This is a genomic window from Prauserella sediminis (genome assembly GCF_014195435.1).
GTDB lineage: Bacteria > Actinomycetota > Actinomycetes > Mycobacteriales > Pseudonocardiaceae > Prauserella > Prauserella salsuginis.
Map to the genome: position 1 here is coordinate 550,040 of NZ_JACIBS010000001.1, position 21,576 is coordinate 571,615.

Annotated in this window: 19 protein-coding genes; 5 read left to right on the forward strand and 14 right to left on the reverse strand. The window is 68.0% G+C overall.

All coding sequences use genetic code 11. From position 1 onward, the window contains the following. Nucleotides 1-2: 2 nt before the first annotated feature. From FB384_RS02445 to FB384_RS02455, 3 genes are all read left to right on the forward strand, one after another. Nucleotides 3-284, forward strand: coding sequence for a WhiB family transcriptional regulator (locus FB384_RS02445; protein ID WP_183778766.1), 282 nt, complete (start codon nt 3-5; stop codon nt 282-284). A 1,018-nt stretch (nt 285-1,302) separates the two neighbouring features. Beyond that, complete coding sequence (locus tag FB384_RS02450) at nt 1,303-2,055, forward strand: class I SAM-dependent methyltransferase (RefSeq protein WP_258937326.1); 753 nt, start codon at nt 1,303-1,305, stop codon at nt 2,053-2,055. A gap of 434 nt (nt 2,056-2,489) precedes the next feature. Further along, the gene (locus FB384_RS02455; RefSeq protein WP_183778768.1) at nt 2,490-3,815 is read left to right on the forward strand and encodes an MBL fold metallo-hydrolase; all 1,326 of its coding nucleotides are present in this window, start codon (nt 2,490-2,492) and stop codon (nt 3,813-3,815) included. A 51-nt stretch (nt 3,816-3,866) separates the two neighbouring features. Here the strand turns inward: FB384_RS02455 and FB384_RS26690 are convergent, their stop codons facing one another. Then, nucleotides 3,867-4,280 carry a hypothetical protein gene (locus FB384_RS26690; RefSeq protein ID WP_228725943.1) on the reverse strand — a complete coding sequence of 138 codons (414 nt, stop codon included), beginning with the start codon at nt 4,278-4,280 and terminating at the stop codon, nt 3,867-3,869. A 195-nt stretch (nt 4,281-4,475) separates the two neighbouring features. On the opposite strand from FB384_RS26690, the gene FB384_RS02465 reads away from it, so the two are divergent. Further along, nucleotides 4,476-5,639, forward strand: coding sequence for a hypothetical protein (locus FB384_RS02465; protein ID WP_323985100.1), 1,164 nt, complete (start codon nt 4,476-4,478; stop codon nt 5,637-5,639). 81 nt (nt 5,640-5,720) lie between these two features. Here the strand turns inward: FB384_RS02465 and katG are convergent, their stop codons facing one another. From katG to FB384_RS02520, 13 genes are all read right to left on the reverse strand, one after another. After that, the gene (gene katG / locus FB384_RS02470; RefSeq protein WP_183778770.1) at nt 5,721-7,925 is read right to left on the reverse strand and encodes a catalase/peroxidase HPI; all 2,205 of its coding nucleotides are present in this window, start codon (nt 7,923-7,925) and stop codon (nt 5,721-5,723) included. 30 nt (nt 7,926-7,955) lie between these two features. Then, nucleotides 7,956-8,384 (reverse strand): Fur family transcriptional regulator, encoded by a 429-nt coding sequence (locus tag FB384_RS02475; protein ID WP_323985101.1) that lies wholly within the window; start codon nt 8,382-8,384, stop codon nt 7,956-7,958. 124 nt (nt 8,385-8,508) lie between these two features. Further along, nucleotides 8,509-9,282, reverse strand: a complete 774-nt coding sequence (gene fabI / locus FB384_RS02480) for an enoyl-ACP reductase FabI (RefSeq protein ID WP_183778773.1) — start codon at nt 9,280-9,282, stop codon at nt 8,509-8,511. Next, nucleotides 9,279-10,547 carry a beta-ketoacyl-ACP synthase II gene (gene fabF, locus FB384_RS02485; RefSeq protein WP_183778775.1) on the reverse strand — a complete coding sequence of 423 codons (1,269 nt, stop codon included), beginning with the start codon at nt 10,545-10,547 and terminating at the stop codon, nt 9,279-9,281. The genes fabI and fabF overlap by 4 nt, the downstream gene beginning before the upstream one ends. Nucleotides 10,548-10,576: 29 nt before the next feature. Further along, nucleotides 10,577-12,313, reverse strand: coding sequence for a thiamine pyrophosphate-binding protein (locus FB384_RS02490; protein WP_183778777.1), 1,737 nt, complete (start codon nt 12,311-12,313; stop codon nt 10,577-10,579). Continuing rightward, a complete protein-coding gene (locus FB384_RS02495; protein WP_221212621.1) occupies nt 12,310-13,257 on the reverse strand; it encodes a hypothetical protein in 948 nt (315 codons plus the stop codon). The genes FB384_RS02490 and FB384_RS02495 overlap by 4 nt, the downstream gene beginning before the upstream one ends. A 44-nt stretch (nt 13,258-13,301) precedes the next feature. After that, on the reverse strand, nt 13,302-14,207 hold the full coding sequence (locus tag FB384_RS02500; RefSeq protein WP_183778779.1) for a DUF4429 domain-containing protein: 906 nt from the start codon (nt 14,205-14,207) through the stop codon (nt 13,302-13,304). A 57-nt stretch (nt 14,208-14,264) separates the two neighbouring features. Next, entirely contained in the window at nt 14,265-14,489 is a 225-nt protein-coding gene (locus FB384_RS02505; protein ID WP_183778781.1) for a DUF5708 family protein, read from the reverse strand. Between the two features lie 43 nt (nt 14,490-14,532). After that, complete coding sequence (locus FB384_RS02510; RefSeq protein ID WP_183778783.1) at nt 14,533-15,978, reverse strand: MFS transporter; 1,446 nt, start codon at nt 15,976-15,978, stop codon at nt 14,533-14,535. A 293-nt stretch (nt 15,979-16,271) separates the two neighbouring features. Next, nucleotides 16,272-16,355, reverse strand: coding sequence for a class III lanthipeptide (locus FB384_RS27420; RefSeq protein ID WP_253854779.1), 84 nt, complete (start codon nt 16,353-16,355; stop codon nt 16,272-16,274). A gap of 69 nt (nt 16,356-16,424) precedes the next feature. Further along, nucleotides 16,425-16,508, reverse strand: coding sequence for a class III lanthipeptide (locus FB384_RS27425; RefSeq protein ID WP_253854779.1), 84 nt, complete (start codon nt 16,506-16,508; stop codon nt 16,425-16,427). A 63-nt stretch (nt 16,509-16,571) separates the two neighbouring features. Then, nucleotides 16,572-19,160 (reverse strand): class III lanthionine synthetase LanKC, encoded by a 2,589-nt coding sequence (gene lanKC / locus FB384_RS02515; protein ID WP_183778785.1) that lies wholly within the window; start codon nt 19,158-19,160, stop codon nt 16,572-16,574. A 20-nt stretch (nt 19,161-19,180) separates the two neighbouring features. Next, nucleotides 19,181-19,834 carry a GNAT family N-acetyltransferase gene (locus tag FB384_RS02520; protein WP_183778787.1) on the reverse strand — a complete coding sequence of 218 codons (654 nt, stop codon included), beginning with the start codon at nt 19,832-19,834 and terminating at the stop codon, nt 19,181-19,183. 789 nt (nt 19,835-20,623) lie between these two features. Between FB384_RS02520 and FB384_RS02525 the strand changes: the two genes are divergently transcribed. Next, nucleotides 20,624-21,559, forward strand: coding sequence for a ribonucleotide-diphosphate reductase subunit beta (locus FB384_RS02525; RefSeq protein WP_183778789.1), 936 nt, complete (start codon nt 20,624-20,626; stop codon nt 21,557-21,559). Nucleotides 21,560-21,576: the final 17 nt, after the last annotated feature.

The window sequence follows — 21,576 nt, forward strand, 5'->3', positions numbered from 1 at the left end:
CCATGGAAACGTTCGACCGACCGCAGGGCCTCGAGTGGGTGCACAACGCCGCCTGCCGCGACGAGGACCCGGAACTGTTCTTCCCCGTATCCGACATGGGCCCTGGCTCCCAGCAGGCCGCGCAGGCCAAGGCGGTCTGCGCGCGCTGCCCCGTCCGTGACCGCTGCCTCTCCTACGCACTGGAGAACGGTCTCGACTACGGCGTCTTCGGCGGCCTCACCCAGGAGGAACGCCGTGAGCTCGCACGTCGCCGGCGTGCGGATTCCACGCCACAGGCGGCGTGACACCGGCGGGTGTCGGGCGGTGGTCCCCCGGCATCGCCCGACACCCGCCCAACTCGCCCCGATCGACCCGCGCTCCCCGCACCCCCGAACCCGAACCTCCCGCAGGCCCGGCCACACGACCGCGGACCTGCGCCCCGTGACCGGCGTCCCGGCACCCCCGACCCGTGAGACGAGCCCGGCTTCACGGAAGCCCCGCTCCGCCCCATGACAGCCTCGACACCCACGTCCCGGGAACGCAGTCACGCCCCGGGAACACAACGGCCTCCGGGAACACAACGGCGTCCGGGAACACAGTGGCGGTCGCAAGACTGCGCCCTGGCACAAGACTGAGCCCTGGCACAAGACGGCGCCCGGTCACAAGACTCGGACACAGGACTCCGCCACAACGCTCAAGCACGACACCCCGGCACACAGCGCCACCCGACCACACAGCGCCACCCGACACAGCACTCCGGCAGGACGGGCCCGTTCACCGTGCGCCGAAGCCGGTTCCAACCCCTCGACCCGGCACCACCGTCCACTGCGCCCGGTCACGCCCCCTTCACAGTCCGTTCGCAGTGCCCGTTCGCAGTGCCCGGTCGCAGTGCCCGGTCGCAGTGCCCGTTCGCATCACCGCGCCCGTTCGCCGTGCCTGTCCACACCACCCGATGTGCAGCCCGAAGAGTGACGGTTTCGTGCCGTTCCGTCGACCGGTGCGGAATGTCCAGGACCGCCCGCCTCGTTATGCATAACTGCATGCATAAGTCACACGCCTTCACCTCCTGCACAAGCTGTGCGCTGTGTCATCGACCACAATGGGAAGTGTTAAGGTATTCATAACATATACATATCAACCTGGGTGATGTTCGATAACTAAAATGCCCTACCGTGGGGAACCCGAAGTGGCAACGGACAAGCAAGCCCAGGCACTGGGGTCGGCTGCGCTGAGGGTGCACGAGCACGCCGCTCCTGGCGGCGCTCCACCTCCAACACCAGCACAAACCCACCCCCGGGGTCCGGCAAACCGGAAGGGGAACGTGTGACACTGCAGGCCGCTGAACAGGATGGGTCGGCCCAGGAGGGCCACGGCGCCTTCGCCGCGGCGACGGGCCGCAGCCTCGAAGGCGACAACGCCAAGCCCAATTACCTCGAGTACCAGCGCGAACTGATCCGGCCGTACGCCGGACGCTCCGTGCTCGAGATCGGCGCAGGCGACGGCGAGTTCGTCTCGGGCTATCACGACGCCGAGCGCTACGTCGTCACCGACGTCGACCCGGAAGCCGTGCAGCAGATGAAGTCACGCTTCGCCGACCGCAACGACGTCGAGGTGCAGCAGTTCGACGGCGACGGCAACGGCCGTCTCACCGACCCGGTCGAGACGCTGCTGGCGATCAACGTGCTCGAACACATCGAGGACGACGCCGGGGCGCTGCGCAGCCTGTCCAAGTCGGTGACGCCGGGCGGCAAGGTCATCATGTTCGTGCCCGGATACCAGCAGTTGTACGGCGAGTTCGACCGCCTGGTCGGCCACTACCGCCGCTACACCCCGCGCACGCTGACCGCCGCCGCGCGGCGCGCCGGGCTGTCGCCCGAGGTGGCCAAGCCAGTCAACTTCCTGGGTGCGTTCGCCTGGTGGGCCGCGGTCCGCAAGGGCGGCACGGGATCGCCGAACCCGAAGCTGGTGTCGATGTACGACCGCTACGTCGTGCCCGTCACGAAGACGATCGAGAAGAACGTGCGCGTGCCGTTCGGGCAGTCGATCCTGCTCGTCGCACGCACCCCGGTCGCCTGAGCGACCCGGAACCCGTTCGCCGCAGCCGGCGGCGCCCCGGCATCGGGGCGCCGCAACGGCCGCGGCGAACCTCTACACCGCGGCTGCCCTGCGTGCTGGCGCCGTAACGCATCCGCGCGACTGTTCTCGCGCACCGTTCGACGGCGCCCCTGCTCGACGGCGCCCCTGTTCGACGGCAGCGTTACTTCGAGTGCCCCGTTCGACGGCGCCCCTACCTCGCAGGGCCCTACTCCACAGCATCCCTACTTCACGGCGCCCTTATTTCACAGCGCCCTTATTTCACGGCATCTCATACTTCACAGCGCCCTTATTTCACAGCGCCCTTATTTCACAGCGGCACAACGGAAAACGCGGTCGTCCGCTGCTACCGTTCGTGGCAGGGGCCCGGCACCGCCGGCGCGCTGTCAGTAAGTGACCGGGAGGGCACACCGCAGATGGAGATTCTGACCATCGACACGCCGTCGCTGGGCGATCGCAGTTACCTCGTGCACGACGGGCAGGTGGCGTTCGCGGTCGATCCGCAGCGGGACATCGACCGGGTGCTCGCGTTGCTGGAGGACCGCGGTGTCCGCCTGGCGGCCGTGTTCGAGACCCACATCCACAACGACTACGTGACGGGTGGACTGGCCCTGGCACGACTGACCGGCGCCTCCTACCACGTCAACGCCGACGACCCGGTGTCCTTCGAGCGCACGCCGATCTCGGACGGCGACGTCGTCGAGGTCGGCTCGATGCGGGTGCGGGCACTGGCCACGCCGGGGCACACGTTCACGCACCTGTCCTACGCCGCGACCCGTGACGGGGACCGTCCGGTGGTGTTCACGGGCGGCTCGCTGCTGTTCGGTTCGACCGGGCGGCCGGACCTGCTCGGACCGGAGCACACCGAGGACCTCGCACACGCCCAGCACGCCTCGGCCCACCGGCTGGCGGCCGAGTTGCCCGACGACACGCAGGTCCTGCCGACCCACGGTTTCGGCAGTTTCTGCTCCGCCACCCCGACGTCCGGCGACGCATCGACGATCGGGCACGAGAAGCGCGTCAACCCGGCTCTCACCGTCGACGAGCGCTCCTACGTGGAGACACTGCTCGCCGGACTGGACGTGTATCCGGCCTACTACGCGCACATGGAGCCCGCCAACCTGGCGGGCCCGTCCGAACCCGACCTGACTCCCCCGCACCGCGCCGACGCATCCGAGCTGCGGCGCCGCATCGACGCCGGCGAGTGGGTCGTCGACCTCCGCACGCGGACGGCGTTCGCCGCAGGGCACGTCGCGGGCACCCTCAACTTCGGCATCGACGGCGCGTTCGCGACCTATCTGGGCTGGCTGTTGCCGTGGGGCACGCCGCTGACGCTGCTCGGCGAGACGCCCGAGCAGATCGCCGAGGCCCAGCGGGAACTCGTCCGCATCGGGATCGACCGGCTCGAGGCCGCCGCGACCGGCAACGTGCGGGAATGGGCGTTCGGCAATGAGCTGCGTTCGTTCGAGACCGCGTGCTTCGCCGACCTGGCCCAGGTCCGCCACCACCGGCGGGTGAACGTGCTGGACGTGCGGCGCCGGTCCGAATGGGACGAAGGGCATATCGACGATGCCGTGCACATTCCGCTGCACGAGCTGCTGGAGCGGATGGACGAGGTCCCCGCGGGCGAGGTGTGGGTGCACTGCAAGTCCGGCTACCGGGCGGGCATCGCCGCGTCGCTGCTCGCCGCGGCAGGCAGGCTGGTCGTGTCGATCAACGACGATTTCGCCGCAGCCGCCTGAACCCACGGCCACGACCGCGGGTTCAGGCTCGCCCGTCCTCACCTGCGGCGGTTACACCTCTCGGAACTCCGCGCACGCCACGGCCACATAGGCCGCCTCGGGAGCGCGGTAGGCCACCTGTGCCCACCGGTTGTCCGTGACCTGGGTGCCGTCGGCTCCGACGCAGCTGTAGGTGCCGCCGGTCACGTACGGCCCGCAGGGTTCGGCCCCGCCCGCGTTGCTGCACGTCGTGTAGTTGTCGCAGGTCAGCGTGGTCAACGCCGATGCGCTCAGGTCCGGACCGGTGCGCACGTTGAGCCGACACTCGTTGACGGCGTTCGCGTGCACGAGCGCGGGTTCCTCGCCCGTACCTGCTCCGGGTGAGGCGGCTCCGGGTACTGCGGCAGCTGCCGTTCCCGCGGTCAGGCCGCCCATCGCGACCGCACACGCCAGGGTCGCGGCCGCCCGCACCGATCGTCTCGTCACGTTCACTCCTCCTCGTCGGCGCCCGCCTGCGCCGGTCCGGCGCGCGGGCTCGATGATCAACTGTCATGGTGGATATCGGCCGCCGCGGCAGGCCGCTCGATCGCCGGACCGGCTGGTCCCATCGGTTTACGATCGGCCGCGCGAGTGGTATGCCCCAGCGCCGCTTCGACACCGACCGTGAAAGCAGGAAAACCAGTGCCGTCTCGATCCAGCGATGACACCCACTCCGAGGCCGACGACCACTCCCCGGAGCGGGTCACCGTGCTCGGCCTGATCGCGGATCCGGACATGCCGGAGACGATCGCCGCTTACCTGGCCGAGTCGCTGCCGGAGGAACTGGACGGCGAATGGCGCTTCGAGGTGGACGCCGATCCGGTGACGGCCACGCTCAAGGGCACCGCGGAGATCCTCGACCAAACCGCACACAAATGCGACTCGCGCGGATGGACCTACGCCATCTGCATCACCGACCTTCCGGTGCGGTCGGAGGAGGGCCCCGTCGTCGCGGACATCGATCACGATCGCGGGGTCGCGGTCGTGTCGGTCCCGGGCATGGGCGGCCTGCAGACCCGCAGGAGGGTCCACCAGGTGATCCGACAGGTGCTCGACGAGCTCCGCGACGATCACGGGCGGGACGAACCGGGACAGGTGCGGGAGCAGCGGCGGCACGGCCTCAGCAGCCGGGCGATCGGGGTGCTCGCACCCATTCGCCGCAAAGCGGTCGAAACGGAGGGCAGTCACCTCGACGTGCGGTACGTGACGCCGGGCCGACGCGGCAGGCTGCGGCTGCTGACGGGCATGGTGCGAACCAACCGGCCGTGGCGCCTCGTGTTCGGCCTGTCGCGGGCGCTGGCGGCCGCGGTGGCGACGAGTGCGTTCGGACTGTCGTCGAGCACGATCTGGATGGTCGGCGATCAGCTGAACATCGGGTTCAAGGTGCTGACGACGGCGACGGCGATCGCGGCGCTCGTGACATGGCTGATCGCGGCGCACAGCCTGTGGGAGAAACGCGGCGACACGCGCTCGGATCCGCAACTGGCGCGGTTGTACAACGCCTCGACACTGCTGACGTTGATCATCGGCGTGGTCGTGCTGCTGACGATCCTGTTCGTCGTCAATTTCGTGCTGGCGTGGCTGATCCTGCCGGCGTCACTGCTGACGAGCATGCTCGGCAGCGAAACCGATATCGGTACGTATCTCGCCGTGGCGTGGGCGTTCACGACGCTCGGCGGGATCGCGGGCGCGCTGGGGTCGAGCCTGGAGACCGATCACGCCGTGCGGCAAGCAGCCTACGGTTATCGGGAGAGCCGGCGGCGCGCCGAGTACCAGGAACACGAGCAGGGCACCGGCGACGGCTGACCCCGACAGCGAGCCACGACGCGAAACGGCCCGCCACCGGGAATCCCGGCGGCGGGCCGTTTCCTGTTACTCAGGCCGGAATCAGGCCTCCACGTCGAACCGGTCGAGGTTCATGACCTTGTCCCACGCCGCGACGAAGTCCTTGACGAACTTCTCCTTCGCGTCGTCGGCGGCGTACACCTCGGCCACCGCGCGCAGCTCGGAGTTCGAGCCGAACACGAGGTCCACACGGCTGGCGGTCCACTTGGCCTCGCCGGTGGCGCGGTCCTTGCCGACGAACTCCTCGGAGGCGTCGGTGGTCGGCTCCCACTCGGTGTCCATGTCGAGCAGGTTCACGAAGAAGTCGTTGGTCAGCGCCTCCGGCTTCGAGGTGAACACGCCGTTGCTGGAGCCCTGGTAGTTGGCACCCAGCACCCGCAGTCCGCCGAGCAGCACCGTCATCTCCGGCGCGGTCAGCGTGAGCAGGTTCGCCCTGTCGATCAGCGCGTACTCGGCGGGCAGGGCGTTGCCCTTGCCGAAGTAGTTACGGAACCCGTCGTTGCGGGGCTCCAGGTACGAGAACGACTCGACGTCGGTCTGCTCGGCCGTGGCGTCACCGCGGCCCGGCGTGAACGGCACGGTGATGTCGACGCCCGCGGCCTTGGCGGCCTTCTCGACGCCCACGACACCGGCCAGCACCACGACGTCGGCCAGCGACACCGGCTTGTCGAACGAGGTCTGGACCTCCTCCAGCTTCTTCAGCACCGGCTTGAGCTTCTCCGGCTCGTTGGCCTCGAAGTTGACCTGCGGCTCGAGGCGGATCCGGCCACCGTTCGCACCGCCGCGCTTGTCGCTGCCGCGGAACGTCGACGCGGCCGCCCACGCGGTGGAGACCAGTTCCGACACCGAAAGGCCGGTTTCGGCGATCTTGCCCTTGAGCTCGGCGACGTCGGCCTCGCTCGGGACGTACTCCGGCTTCGGGATCGGGTCCTGCCAGAGCAGGTCCTCCGCAGGGACCTCCGGGCCGACGTAGCGGTCCTTCGGGCCCATGTCGCGGTGGGTCAGCTTGAACCACGCGCGGGCGAAGGCGTCGGCGAACTGGTTCGGGTCCTCCATGAACCGGCGGGAGATCGGCTCGTAGATCGGGTCGACCTTCAGCGCCAGGTCCGTGGTGAGCATGCTCGGCTGGCGGTTGAGCTCACCGCTCTCCGGGTCGGGCACCGTGTTGTTGGCCATGCCGTTCTTGGGGCGCCACTGCCAGCCGCCGCCCGGGCCTTCGTAGACCTCCCACTCGTAGGCGAAGAGGTTGTGGAAGAACCAGCCGCTCCACTGGGTCGGCGTCGGGCTCCAGGTGACCTCGAGACCGCTGGTGATGGCGTCGCGGCCCTTGCCGGTGCCGTAGCTGTTCTTCCAGCCGAGGCCCTGCAGCTCGAGCGGCGCGGCCTCGGGGTCGGGGCCGTTGTTCGAGTCGGGGGCGGCACCGTGGGTCTTGCCGAACGTGTGACCACCGGCGATGAGGGCGACGGTCTCCTCGTCGTTCATCGCCATGCGGCCGAACGTCTCGCGGATGTCGCGGGCGGCGGCGACCGGGTCCGGCTTGCCCTCAGGGCCCTCCGGGTTGACGTAGATCAGACCCATGTGCGTGGCGCCGAGCGGCTGCTCCAGCTCGCGGTTCTCCTCGCCACCGGAGATGCGCTTGTCGCTGCCGAGCCACGTGGTCTCGGAGCCCCAGTAGACGTCGTCCTCCGGCTCCCACGTGTCCTCGCGGCCACCCGCGAAGCCGAACGTCTTCAGGCCCATCGTCTCGAGCGCGACGTTACCCGTGAGGATCATCAGGTCGGCCCACGAGATCTGCTTGCCGTACTTCTTCTTGACCGGCCACAGCAGGCGGCGGGCCTTGTCGAGGCTGACGTTGTCCGGCCAGCTGTTGAGCGGGGCGAAGCGCTGCTGACCGCCACCGGCACCGCCACGGCCGTCGCTGACCCGGTAGGTCCCGGCGCTGTGCCAGGCCATGCGGATCATCAGCGGTCCGTAGTTGCCGAAGTCGGCCGGCCACCAGTCCTGCGAATCGGTGAGGACGTCGGCGATGTCCTTCTTGACCGCCGACAGGTCGAGGGAGGCGAATTCCTCGGCGTAGTCGAAGTCCTGGCCCATCGGGTCGGAGGCCGGCTGGTTCTTCGCCAGGATCTTCAGGTTGAGCCGGTTCGGCCACCACACCGGGTTGCTGGCGGCCTGCGTCGGGTGCGGCAGCCCGCCACCGTGCGCGACCGGGCAGCCGCCCGCGGCCGCTTCGTTGCTCTCGGACAATGGAAATCCCTTCAGGTGGATCTGCGTTGATCAGGAACTAACTGCGGAACACCCGGGGCACACGCCCCAATAGATGATCTCGGCCTCGTCGATGGTGAAGCCGTGGTCGTCAGAGGCCTCCAGGCACGGAGCCTCGCCGACAGCACAGTCGATGTCGGCGATCTGGCCGCAGGAGCGGCACACGACGTGGTGATGGTTGTCCCCGACGCGCGTCTCGTAACGCGCGACGGACCCCATGGGCTGAATACGCCGGACGAGTCCGGAAGCCGTCAACGCGCGCAGCACGTCGTAGACAGCCTGATGGGAGACCTCACCGAGTTCCTCACGCACGTGGCCGATGATGGAATCGGTGTCGGCGTGGGGATGTTCGTGCACCACGGACAGCACTGCGACCCGCGGACGGGTGACACGCAGGGAGGCCCCGCGCAGCAGCTGTTCGAGATCCGTGGTCGTAGGCACGGCGGCCAGTCTGCCGCAAAATCTTGAATGAATCAAGAATGACTTACGCGCTCTCACCCGGACGGGCATCCGCCCTGGTCAGCGGCGCGTGACAGTCGGCGCGCCGGGCGCGCCGCACCGTGTCTCAACTGCCGACCGCGTGCACGCCCCCGTCGGCCCACACCATCGAGCCGGTCGTGGTCGGCAGCCAATCGGACAGGACCGCACACACCGACTTCGCCACGCCGGTGCCGTCGACGGCGTCCCAGCCGAGCGGGGCCTTACGGTCCCAGTCGGTGTCGAGCTCGGCGAACCCGGGGATCGACTTCGCCGCCATGGTCCGCAACGGCCCCGAGGCCACCAGGTTGACCCGCACTCCCGAGGGTCCGAGTTCCCGTGCCAGGTACCTGGTCACCGACTCCAGCGCGGCCTTCGCCACGCCCATCCAGTCGTAGTCCGGCCACGCCACCCTGGCGTCGAAGTCCATTCCCACGACGGAACTCCCCCGCGACAGCAGCGGCAGCACCGCCACGGCGAGGGCCTTCATCGAATAGGCCGAGACGTGCAGGCTCGGTGCGACGTCGCTCCATTCCGCCGCCAGGAAGTCGCCGAAACAGGCTTCCGGGGCGAAAGCGACCGAGTGGACCACTCCGTCGAGGCCGTCGACGTGCTCACGCACCCTGCCGGGCAACGCGGCGAGATCGGCCGGGTCCGTGACGTCCAGCTCGACGACCGGCGCGGGCTGCGGCAGCCGCGTGGCGATCCGTTCCACGAGCGAGACCCGGCCGTAGCCGGTCAGCACGACCTGCGCGCCCTGCTCCTGCGCGACCCGCGCGACCTGATACGCGATCGAGGTCTCGGTGATCACACCGGTGATCAGAATCCGCTTGCCCGCCAGCAATCCCGTGTCCGCGTTCATGCGCCCTCGGCCTCCCAGCGCCGCACGACGAGCACCGCGTTCCGGCCGCCGAAGCCGAACGAGTTGCTCATCGCGATCCGTGTGTCGCGATGCTGCGGCGTGGTCGGCACGAAGTTCATCTCCTCGTCCAGCGGATGCTCGCAGTTGATCGTCGGCGGCACCACGCCGTCCCGCATCGCCAGCATGCAGGCGATCAGCTCGACCGCACCGCTCGCGCCGATCATGTGTCCGGTCATGGATTTCGTCGAGCTCACCGGGATACGCGGCGCGTGCTCGCCGTAGACCTCGCGGATCGCGGCGACCTCTCGTTCGTCTCCCACCGGCGTGCTCGTGCCGTGCGCGTTGATGTAGTCCACATCGGCCGGTGCGATACCGGCATCCTCGAGCGCGCCCCGCATCGCGGCCTTCGCGCCTTCCGCCTCGGGATGCGGAGCCGTCCAGTGGTGGGCGTCCGACGTCGACGCGTATCCGACCACCTCGCCCAGAATGTGCGCGCCCCGTCGCATCGCGTGTTCGGCCTCTTCCAGCACGACCGCGCCCGCACCCGCACTCATCACGAAACCGTCGCGCTCCTCGTCGAACGGGCGGGAGGCCCGCTCCGGAGCGTCGTTACGGGTCGACAGCGCCTTCGCGTTGCCGCTGGCCGCGAGATCGATGCGCGTGATGCAGTTGTCCGCACCGCCCGCGATCGCCGCGTCGACGACGCCGAGCTGGATCCACCGCGCCGCCTCGCCCACCGAGTCGCTGCCGGTCGCACACGCGGTGCTCAGCGCCCGGGTCGGCCCTTTCACGCCGAACTGCATGCTGATCTCGCCCACCGGGTTGTCGATCGCACCGGCCACCTGCGCGAACGGACTGATACGGCGAGGACCCTTCTCCCGCAGAATGTCCGGCAGACTCTGGTTGTACAGGTTGGCACCGTAGCCACTGCCCATCAGCACCCCGGCACGCGGCGCCAACCGCGCGTCGATCGTCAGCTTCGACGACTCCACAGCCTGGATCGCCGCGCACAGCGCATACTGCGCATACAGGTCCATCCGCCTGCTGACGTTACGGGCGATGTAGGCGTCCGGATCGAAGTCCCGCACCTCGCCAGCGATCTGCGACTGCAGGTCGTCGACCTCCAGCGACTGCACCCGGCGCACCCCCGACCGGCCGGCGAGCATCGCCGACCATGTCCCTTCGACGTCCGGTGCGAGCGGCGTGACCGCCCCGTGTCCGGTGACGACCACTCGCCGGCGAAGTTTCCGAATTTCCTCAAGCATCGCGGTGCCCTTCGTTCCTCGGTGCCGGTTCAGGCGGGATCCGGTGCTGTGAAGTCACCTTCGATGTCGGAGATGCCCGGAGGAGCGTCGCTCAGATCCACCGCGACATGGACAACGGAAACCGTACCGGCTGCGGTTCGTTCGTATGCCTTCGTCAACGCCGCGTCGAGCGCGGCCTCGTCGGTGACGGCGACCTGGTGGACGTCGCGTTCCTCTGCGAAGTTCCGCGCGACGTCACCGGGTGCGTCGGCAGCGCCGGGTGCGATGAACGAGAACCGCTCACCGGCGCGCCTGTGCCCGCCCAATTGCGACTGCAACCAGCCGTATCCGCCGTTGCAGATTACCACGAACAGCACGCCCAGACGTTCCTTCGCGAAGGTCGCCAGGTCGCCTCGCACCATCGCGAAAGCGCCGTCACCGACGAACGCGACGACCGGCTTTCCCTGCGCTGCCAGGAACACGCCGCCCGAGCCCGCGGCGCCGAAGCCGAGGCTCGTCTGCTCGGACGGCACGATCGAGCCGCCCTCGGCCGCGCACGCGTAGTACGGATAGATGTAGGACCACATGTCCTGCAGTCCGTTCTCCTGCACGAGAATGCGATCACGCGGGACGACACTGTCCACAGCCGACAGCAGCCGAGCGACCCGCACCGTTCCCGGCGCGGGCTCCCCGTCGGCAGGGACCACCGCGTCCGAGCGCAGTCGGCGACGGGCCTCGGCGATCCGCTCCTGCCACGCCTCGTCCCGTTCGGCACCCTCGAGTACGGGGATCCACTCCCGCAGGACGTCGCCGACGTCGCCCAGCACCCGATGTCCGTCCCATTCGGCCGAGAAGCCGGCGACGTCGACATTGACCTGGACGACCGGGGGCATGTCCGCGACGTCCGGCCAGCCGAAGGTCGCCGTCTCCTCCAACCTGCTGCCCAGCGTCACCACGAGGTCGGCGTCCCGCCACAACTGTGCCGCCGCCGGCCGCAGGTACAGGCCGGACAGACCGAGGAAACGCTCGTCGTCCTCGTCGAAGCATCCGCGCCCGGACGCGGTGCTGAACACCGCTGCGCCCAGACCGGCGGCGAACCGCTCCACGACACCGTCGGCATTGCGGTGCCGCGTTCCGCCACCGACCAGCAGGATCGGCCGCCGCGCGCGACGCACGGCCTCCACCACCGGGCTGCGGTCGTCGAATCGCACCCCGCCGACCGGTTCGATGTCGGTCTGCCACGGCCGGCCGCGGGTGATCTGCTCGGTCAGCAGCTGTTCGGGCAGTTCCAGGTACACCGGGCCACTCGGCGGGCCTTGCGCGCGGCGCCACGCCTGCTCGAGGGCCGGCACCAAGCGGGCCGCGCTGTCGACCCGTTCCGACCAGGCGACCACGGGATCGAGCACCGACATCTGGTCCAGCTCCTGGAACGCGGTGCCGCTCCGCCGGTCGGTCGCGGTGCCGGTGCCGATCACGAGCAGCGGCGCTCCACTGAACTTGGCCTCGAGCACCCCGGTCATCACGTTGGTCGCGGCCGGACCCTTGCCGACCACGCACACTCCCGGCGACCCTGCCTGCAGCGCGTACCCGGTCGCCATGAACGCCGCGTTGCGCTGGTCCCGGCACACGACCAGCCGCGGCGAATCCGAGTCCAACGCGTCGAGGAGTGCGAGATCGTCGGACGGCAGGCCGGTCATCACGTCGACTCCCGCGGTGCGGAGGAAGTCGACGATCGCGTGCCAGGCACCGTCGTACGTCGCGGATCGCGAACCCGTCCGGCCGGTCATGCCGTCACCTCCAGCGGTGCCGGCATCGTGAAGCCGTCGGTCGCGAAGTCGTCGGCGACCTTGGGGGTCACCACCGCGGTCGGCATCACGTTGTTGGTGATCCGCGCGAACATGTTCCGGGGGCCGACGATGACGACGCGGCGGGCACCGCTGGAGCGCATCCCGTCGACCACCGTCGACCAGCGGACCGGTGTCACCCAGCCGTCGAGGAGATCGGTCATGACGGCGTGTCCGTCGGTAAGCAGCTCACCGGTGACGTCGGAGAGCATCGGCACGGTCGGCGCCTGCCAGGCGTAGTGGCGGTAGACCTCCTCCTCCAGCCGGGCTCGCAGCGGCCCGACGGACGAGCAGTGTTCCGAGCGGTTCATGAGGTAGAACGGGAACCCGCCTTCCTCGCGCACGCGCTCGCGCAGCACTTCCAGGTCGGCGATCGGACCGGACACGGCGTGCACCGTGTTGTCCAGATAGATCGACACCTCCACGTCGCGGCCCGCTGCCCGGAACTCGGCGACGAGATCGTCCACCGCAGCCGAATCCATGCGGTAGAAGAAGAAGCACCCGAGCGGTTCCGGTTGCGACTCGAAGTAGTCGACCTCGACCTTGGTGCTCCGCTGGACCAGCGTGAGGACGTCCTCATAGGACAACGAGCCGGTGTGGACGGCCGCGGCGAGCGCACCGAAACTCTGCCCGCCCGACACCACCGGCCGGAGTCCGAGATTGGCGGTCGTCCAGTCCGCCAGCGCGAGGGTCAGCGCCATGAAGCCGACCTCGAACACTTCCCAGTCGTAGACGTCGGCCTTCTCGTAGGCCTCGAGAACCGAGTAGCCGACCACCTCGTCGGCTACCCGGATGCGTTTCTGCGCGAACTCGTTCTCACGCAAAAACGTCTCGACGGCCGAGAATTTCGTCGGGACGAGTCCCGGAAAGTACATCGCGTCGGACACCGACACAGCCTCCAGTAATAGTCGTTTCCGGAGGCGCGCTCCGGTCACAACCGGTCCAGTAACTCCTGCTTCTTGCGCTGGAACTCGGCGTCGTCGAGCAGACCGGATTCCTTGAGCGATCCCAGCTCACGAATGGCGTTCGCGATCTCGTCGACCGATGTCGCCAGGCGGGATTCCTGCGGTCCGGCATCGAGAGCGGTCCTCCGACCGCCGCTCAACGCTCCGGACGACGCGGGCGCCGCATGGCGCCGCATGCCGGCAAGAAGTGATGCACCGAATGGTAGAGAGTCGGCGACGGTGCCACAACCCAAACCGAAAAGAACGGTCGTGGGATCCTCCTCCGCGGGCGGCCGGTCCCCGGATTCACCCTTCACCCGTACCGACAGCTGTCCGCTGAACGCACCCGGCCGCACCCACTCGACATCCCGCAGATCCGCCAGCGGATACGTGCGGTCGCCACCGGCGCGCTTCTCCGGTGTCGCATCGGCGTTCCACCGCAGGTGCAGGTTGTCGGCGTCGAGATGGGCATCGGCGTCGAAGCACCGCAGATGCAGCGGCGGCGGCTCCGCACCGAGCAGGAATCCGTCCGATTCGGACCACGTGGTGGCGTGCTGCTCGGTCAGCAGCCGGATGTGCTCGGCGTAGTACTCCGCCAGGTCGGACTGGCCACGGTCGAGTTCGAGGCGGTACAGCTCCGAGTCCTCGGCGAGCTGTCCCGCGGCGACCTCGGTGTACGGGTCCGCTCCCGGATGCAGGCGCAGGGACAACACCGGAGCACCGTCGCCATGCATGACTGCGGCCCGCGCGATCGCCGCGAGCGGCACCGACCGCTGTCCGATACGCCGCAACAACCGCGGAATCCCGCTGCTGCTGGAATAGGCGATCTCGATGCGGTCCGGCAGGAACGCCCAAGTGGCGTTCCTGCCCGGCAATTCGGGGTCGAGTCCCATACTTACGGCCCTACCGATGCTCGATGTGTCCGATTCGCACGGCCGCGGCCGGCCGCGTCAGTGGCCCTCGACCTGATCCTTCTCCTTGTCTTTGTCCTTGGAGCCGAACAGCATCCACGCACCGGTGATGACCAGCTCGGCGGCGCCGAGAATGGCCAGCACGAGGCCGACCTTCGTCAATGTGACCACCGGCGTCTCGACGCCTTCGGTGGTGAACCTGAGCACCAGGCCCACGATCAGCATTCCCGCACCGATGAACAACGACTTCACGTTGGCACTCATACATCCTCCATTAACGTTCGATGACCGCCCTGTACGCGGCAATCTATCGTGTCAGTGTTCCGATCATGATCGGCTGTGTCGGCTGTGCGTCGTCGAACCGTGGCCGTTTCAGCCGGTGCAACGGTCGGACGAAGAACAGCACGACGGCTATCAGCAGATAGCAACATCCAATTACCACGAACGTGGTTCGCGTACCCGCCGCTCCGAGAAGCCAGGTGAGCATCGCGACACCGACCGGGCCCGGACCGGACACGATCGTCGTGACGATGCTCGTCACCGAGCCGAAGATGCGCTCGGGTACGCGTTCCTGCAGGACTTGCAGGTACAACAGGTCGATCGGGCTGATCATAATACCGCCGACGACCATGATGGCCAGCGCCGCCGCGACGTGAACCTGGACGGTCAGCAGCAACAGCATGGCCGCGAAACCGAGATATGCCGCCAAATACGTGGCTCGTCGCGGCAGCCGTGCGCCGATGACACCGTAGGTGATCGTCCCGATGAGCGAACCGATGCCGAAGGCGCTGACCAGACCGCCGTACCACGCCGCATCGTCGAGGATGTCCGAGGCGTAGCCGGTCAGCCCGATGGTTCCCACGGCGCTGTCGAGGGTCGCCAGGATCGTGGTCGTGATGATCAGCGACAACAGCAGTTTGTCGTAGCGGAAGAACCGCACGGCCACGACGAACTGCTGCCGATAAGTGCGCAGATCGGCGGCGGTTCGTCCCTTCTCCGCCGCCGCGCTTCCCGGAACCGCCAGGAAGACGATGACGATCACCGCCGCGAGGCCGCCCGCTGCCGCGTCGACGACGAGCACCCACGGGCTGCCGAACGCCGCGACGATGCCACCGGCGACCATGGGACCGAAGATCGTCGCGAGGGCGTTCATCGACCGTAGCGTGGCGTTGGCGCTCTCGAGCGAGTGACCGGCCTGTTTGGCCAGGGTCGGGAGCAGCCCGAACGTGGCGACCCGCCCGGGTTCGTCGGCCGAGTTGCGCAGGAACGAGATACCGAGCAGCAGCCAGGGAGCGAGCACGCCTGAGACGAACAGCACGTACGTGAGTGCGGTCAGGGTGGTCCCGACGACGATGGAGAAGATCCAGGAGACGCGTAGCCCCGCGCGGTCGATGAGCGGACCGGCGACGACGCCCGTGATGATCGAGCCGACCATCGACACCGTGACGATCCATCCGGTGAGCGCGAGGTCGCCGGTGCTGTCGAGCACGAAGATCGGGAACCCGGCGGCGCCGATGGCGTTGCCCGCCAGGTTGATCGCGAAGGCGATCTGCATCGCGATGTACCCGCCGCGCCGATGTGGTGTGCGGTGCCGGCCGCCGTACTCGACACCCCTGCGCGCTCCCCTGGCGTCGATACGGTGGCCGGTGACGGAGAAGTCCGCGAGGATGTGGGAGACCGGCCGTCGCCCGTCCGCCGGTCGGTGTCGGCCCGTACGAGCCGAGCCGCCCGACGACGAGGTCGCCTGAGTCAAGCCACTCCTCCGACTTCCACCACCCGCACGGGCACAAGGGTCCGGTGTGGACGCCCGCATCGGCCGGGTGTCCACACCGGAAAGGACCCGTTGCCGGGGAGGTCGAGGCCTCCCCGGCAACGGCGACATCAGTCACGGTCGATACGGGCCGAGCTGTGCGTCCGGCCGGAGGCTGCGCAAGCGGCAGTGGATTCTCCGGGCCGTGCGAGCACAGATCGGCAACACCGGTCACCGTGTCGATGCCTACTTCCCACAGAGCACTTCGCGTCGAAGTGCACCACTGGAGAAGCTCGTCAGCAGTTGTTGCTGACGGTGCTACCCGGAAGCTGCGCCTCGGCAGCCGAGGTCTCCAGAGCCTGAAGGTCCAGAACAGCCATGCTAATCACCTTTCTAGTATTTCCGACAAGTTTCCCGCCCAGTGCGGGCGGATCTACTGGAGAAATTCGTCAGCAGTTGTTGCTGACGGTGCTACCCGGAAGCTGCGCCTCCGCGGCCGAGGTCTCCAGAGCCTGAAGGTCCAGAACAGCCATGCTAATCACCTTTCTGATATTTCCCAGCCGCGCGAATCATCGAACCCACTGGTGGCCCGATGCTCATACGGACAGGAAGGGAAGAAGCGGAACACTCTCATCCACCACGGAAGCCGCGGCAACCAAGACGCCCGCATTACCAGTTGCGAAATCCATGGACAAGCGGGAACATCCGTCACCGGGAAAAGAAACATGTCCACGATAGGCAAGCGCGTGCCAACTCAAACGTTCGAGGTGGCTTTCCGTCTGCCTGGAATCAATTGTACCCGGACGACCGCGGTCGAGTCGAGCATTTACGCCCATAAGTCCGGCGCGTCCGTGAAAGAGATTTGCGTCCATGACGAAGTCGCTGTGACAGCTCGAGACGAGCGGTGCCACCGCAGCTTCGAGTTCGTCGTCGTCGACGTGCCGGAGAATCTCGTCCACTACGACGGCGATTCCCGCCGAACCGACGTCCAGATACGGCAGGCGCCGGAATCCGCCGTCGACCTGCCAGCTGCCGGCCTCGTCGGCGACGCACAGCCGCAGATCCCGATGCACCGCCGCGATCGCCGTGTCCAGCCAGCCTTTGTCACCGGTCGCCTCGAACAGCCGCAGAAAGAACAGCGCGGGTCCGGACCAGCCTCGGATCAGACCGCCGTGGGTTCCCGAATCCGCCGCACGGCCGAGCCGGCCCGGTGGCCTGTCGACGCCGTGTGCCCGCCCGTCGGCCACCGCCTCCTCCAGCCGCAGCGCGATGCGGAGGGCGTCGGACAGCCGGTCGCCGCTGCGGCCGCTTCCGGTCGAGCCATACTTCCCGTGCAGGTGAAGCAAGTGCAGCCCCACCCCGGCCAGGCCGCTCATGTAGCTCACATCACGCATCTGGTCGACTGCCTCGGCCGAACGGTCGATCAGCGCGGCCGCCGCGTCCCGGTGACCGAACTCGTCGAGCACGTACGCGATCCCGTGCGCCCCGTCCAGGAACCCCGGCGCCGCCACGGGTTCGTCGGCACGTTCGAGCAGCCAGCGCCGATGTTCCTCGTCGACGTCGTAGCCCGTCACCTGCAGCGACCACAGGACGCCGGCCGCACCGTGGGCGAAGCCGGCACCGCCCGTGACGAACTGCTCGGTGTCGCCGGGAAAGAGCCGGTCGGTCCGGTCCGGTTCCGCGCTGACCGTGATCGCGGCGGCGACGGAGTCGCGCCAACGACGGTCGGCGGGCTCCGGCGTGCCCCGCGGCAACGCGGACACCGGCGAGGCCGGCGACGCCGGGGCGCGTTTCGCCGCGGCGGTGATCGATGTCGCGAAATCGGCCGGCAGGTCGAACAGCTCCGCGGCGACCTCGACCAGCGCGTCCAGCTTGTCGGGCGCGATCGCGAGCACGCTCGTCAGCGGCAGGTAGAACCACAGCCGGAGGATCGCGAGCGCGTTGCGGTCGATGTCCTCGTCGAGGGCCGTGGCCGACGTGAAGCCTGCGTGCCCCATGTGCTGCGTCCGGCCCGCGCCCGCCTCGAACGCCGCCTCGAAGTCGACGAGCCCCACCTCGTCGTTCTCGTCGACGATGATGTTGGCGGGATGGAGATCGGCGAACACGACGCCGCGTTCGTGGATCCGTTCGATCAGGCGTTTCACGTTGGCGTGAATGCGCTCGGCCCGCTGCACGTAGGCGGCACGTTCGGCCTCCCCGCCTGCCGCGCCGATCAACGGATAGTGCCGCGCGAGCCATTGCTGCAGCGTCATGCCGGGCACCCGGTCCATCGCCACGAACTGGTGCTCCCACACGGTGGTCACCTCGTGGACCGCGGGAATGCCGTCGATACCGGCGAGCCGCCGCAACGCCCAGATCTCGTGGTCCATCCGGCCGACGGCATCGGTGTCGGCGTCGCTCAGGCCCGCGTGCGGGCGCGCCTCCTTGAGCACGATCTCCGTGTCGTCGGTGTTACGCCTGGCCACATACACCCCGCCGCCGTTGGAGAAGTGCAGCGCCTCGACGACGCGGTAATCCAGGGTGGCGCCGGTCGCGTTGCGCCGTTCCAGACTCGGCCGGAGCACGTCGGGCACCGACACCCAGTCCGGAACCGTGAACACCGGCTTCCGCTCGTCGGGTACGAGTGTTCCGTCCGGCCGCTCGATCGCCAGTACCCGCTCGCCCTCGTCGGTCACGCAGAAGCGTTTCGCGAAACCGCCGTAGCGGACGTAGAGCGGCCCACTGCAGAACCGCAGGTCGCTGAGGATGTACGGGCCGGTGTTCCCTGCGAGTTCGGCGTCCAGGTCTTCGAGACACGTCGTCAGTTGGTGATCGTCGACCGGGTAGAGCGTGACGACCTTGCCGCTCGCCGCTCTGGGCGCGTACTTGAGGCCGAAGGCCCTGACCAGGTTGCTGCCGCCGAGGAATTTGAACGTGATGCCGTTGCGGAAGCAGTAGTCGGCGGCCACCCGGACCGCCTCCTCGGCGTTGGCCGGCGTCGCGCTGATGTGGATCTTCCATCCCTGCGGCGGCAGCCGGACGGACTCCGGTCGCAGCGACACCCAGCCGTCGGAACCACCCCGCTTCCACCCCTCCGGAGGGGCCTGCGTGGCCAGCGGAAAAGCCGCGTCGTCCGGCCGCCATCGGGCCGGATCCTCGAAGAACACGGGATCTGCGAGCGTGTAGAGCTGCGCGAGCGGATTCATCGGACGTCCTCCTGCCGGAATCAGTACGGCCGCACGCGGGCGATGCGGTCGCCGAAGCTGGTCAGCGAGGTCGGCGGGTCCGAGGCGAGGTACTTCGCGAGCGCCTCCTGCGCCTGTCGCTTGTCCTTCTCCGGCACGAGGTCCTCGACCGGGAACTGATCGGCGTGTGCTGCGGCGCCCTCGTAGAACTCGTCGCGCAGGATCGACCACACGGTGCGGTCGTGGTACATGCCGTCCATGAAGTAGTAGTCGCGCAGCACACCTTCGAGGACGAAGCCACCTTTGGTGAGGATCGCCAGGGTGTGCTTGTTGTAGGAGGCCGTGCTGAACTCCACCCGGTGCGCGTTGAGTTCGTGAAAAAGGAAATCGACGAGTTGCCCCAGTGCATCCGCACCCGCCCCGCCGTTCCATTTCTCGGGGTCACCGATGGCACCCCCGATCACATAGGACCCCGCCGTACCCGACGTCCGGTAGTTCACGACGCCGACCGGAGCCCCGTCGTCGGTCACGACCATCAGATACCGCACCTTGCCGCTCTCGTTGAGCTCGCGCACCGCCTCCGCGGTCACCACCTCGTGGGTGTCGCCCGTCAGCGCGCTGGTCGGCGAGAGCGGCCGCAACCACGACTCGACCAGCTGATAGTCGTTCTCACCGGGAAACCGGAGAACGCACATTTTTCTTACCATCGGAAAACCCCCATGCCGGTCACCTCGCGTCGTTTCGTACACCATTTCCGGTGCTGTGTCGTCTCTACAAGGACTGACCACCTGATTGCACGACCTGATGACACGACGAGGAATGCGCCGGAAAAACACCGGTCACACTTCACGGTCGTGCCTTATGAGGTTCTTCTCCGGCTTCGCCGAAGATTGCTACGACAAATTGTCTCGTTGTCTGAGGTGTTCGCCCTGCCGCGCACCTCGAAGCTCCCCAGCTGTGCGCGTTCGGTCCACATCGGGCAATGGTCCCGGTTCGAATTCGAGCGATGGCCGCACGCAGCCCCCTCGCGAGGCAGCCTGTGCTGCCCGCAAATCAGTGCGATGCCGGCGAGGTTGCCGCGACCGCACGCGGGTGTCAACCGAATCGCAGGACACCACCGACTTTCGGATGGCTGCGCTCGGATCGGTCGCACGCTCAGCTCACAGCGCCTTAACGGGCGCCGCGAGCTGACGGGTGCCCCGGCGCCTCGACATCCACTCGCCGACACAGTCGGTAGCACCGAGGATTCCCTACTGCAAACTTCTCGACGAACGTTCACACGGCCGAGTTAAAGCGGTACTACCTTCAATCACGTTCGGTTCACATCGGCCTTTCGTCGCGCTCCCCGCGATGGAAGGCGACACGGCATCGTCTCCAGTTCTTCTTCGAGCGCGTCCGGCCACGACCCGTTCGTCCGTCCGGCGGCCCGTTCTCACGCGTCGTCGACGTCCGACACCGCTCGCCTTCCACACTGGAGGACTGACTTGAACCGCTGGAGCACTCTGCTCGTGGACGAAGCACGGCTCGGCGACCTGGCCGCGCTGCCGTCCTCGGACGTCCTGCGGCACGCCGATCTGGTGGCCGGCCGCAAGCCAAAACCCGTTGAGCTGTACCAAAGGTGGGAACGCCAGCAGTGGTCGGCCGAGGACATCTCCCTCGGTATGGACCACGAGATGCTCGCCGACCCGCGCGTACCCCAAGGGGTGCGCACGATGATCGAGAACGCCATCGCCACGTTCATCATCGGCGAGTACACGGGCCTCGACATGCTCGGCCCGATCCTCACCGGTTCGCCCGACGAGGAGTACTCCCTCTTCCTCGGGACACAGATCGCCGACGAGACGCGCCACACCCGGGCGGTTTTCCGCCTCGGTGAGGAAGTCATGGGCATGAGCGAGAACCCGCGGGCCATGCTCACCGAAGCCTGGAACCTCAGCACGCCCGCACACGCCGAGCTCAGCATGCTCGAATCGGACATCGTACGGGGACTGCACGAACGTCCGATGAACTACGGCCAGTGGCTGCAGGCCGTGACGCTGTTCCACCTCATCACCGAGGGAGTACTGGCACTCGTGGGACAGCGCGTGCTCGTCCACGCGCTGCGCGACATCGACCTGTTCAACGGGATCAAGACCGCCTTCACGGCGATGTGCCGCGACGAGTCCCGGCACGTCGGATTCGGCCTGCACGCCCTGCGCACGGGCGTCAACGAGGGCTACGGCGACCAGATCAACGAGGTGCTGGAGAAGGCCGTGCCGCTGGCGCTCCGGCTGGACAACGAGTTCGAGGGCATCGCCGTCGACTTCCGCGAAATGAGCGTCAACATCCTGCGCAAGCACCTGTCGCTGATCGGGACCGACCCGAAGTTCATCGACCACCTGCTGCGGGAGTACTCCGCCGATGCCGCCCCGGCTCGCTGACCCGGCCGCCCGTCCGG

What these genes read in the sequence shown, in the direction of transcription:
- FB384_RS02445 (WP_183778766.1), top strand. Translation starts at nt 3, where the DNA reads ATGGAAACGTTCGACCGACCGCAGGGCCTCGAGTGGGTGCACAACGCC.
- FB384_RS02520 (WP_183778787.1), bottom strand. Translation starts at nt 19,834, where the DNA reads ATGTGCGTTCTCCGGTTTCCCGGTGAGAACGACTATCAGCTGGTCGAG.
- fabF (WP_183778775.1), bottom strand. Translation starts at nt 10,547, where the DNA reads ATGCTTGAGGAAATTCGGAAACTTCGCCGGCGAGTGGTCGTCACCGGA.
- FB384_RS02455 (WP_183778768.1), top strand. Translation starts at nt 2,490, where the DNA reads ATGGAGATTCTGACCATCGACACGCCGTCGCTGGGCGATCGCAGTTAC.
- FB384_RS27425 (WP_253854779.1), bottom strand. Translation starts at nt 16,508, where the DNA reads ATGGCTGTTCTGGACCTTCAGGCTCTGGAGACCTCGGCCGCGGAGGCG.
- fabI (WP_183778773.1), bottom strand. Translation starts at nt 9,282, where the DNA reads ATGAACGCGGACACGGGATTGCTGGCGGGCAAGCGGATTCTGATCACC.
- FB384_RS02490 (WP_183778777.1), bottom strand. Translation starts at nt 12,313, where the DNA reads ATGACCGGCCGGACGGGTTCGCGATCCGCGACGTACGACGGTGCCTGG.
- lanKC (WP_183778785.1), bottom strand. Translation starts at nt 19,160, where the DNA reads ATGAATCCGCTCGCGCAGCTCTACACGCTCGCAGATCCCGTGTTCTTC.
- FB384_RS27420 (WP_253854779.1), bottom strand. Translation starts at nt 16,355, where the DNA reads ATGGCTGTTCTGGACCTTCAGGCTCTGGAGACCTCGGCTGCCGAGGCG.
- FB384_RS02500 (WP_183778779.1), bottom strand. Translation starts at nt 14,207, where the DNA reads ATGGGACTCGACCCCGAATTGCCGGGCAGGAACGCCACTTGGGCGTTC.
- FB384_RS02505 (WP_183778781.1), bottom strand. Translation starts at nt 14,489, where the DNA reads ATGAGTGCCAACGTGAAGTCGTTGTTCATCGGTGCGGGAATGCTGATC.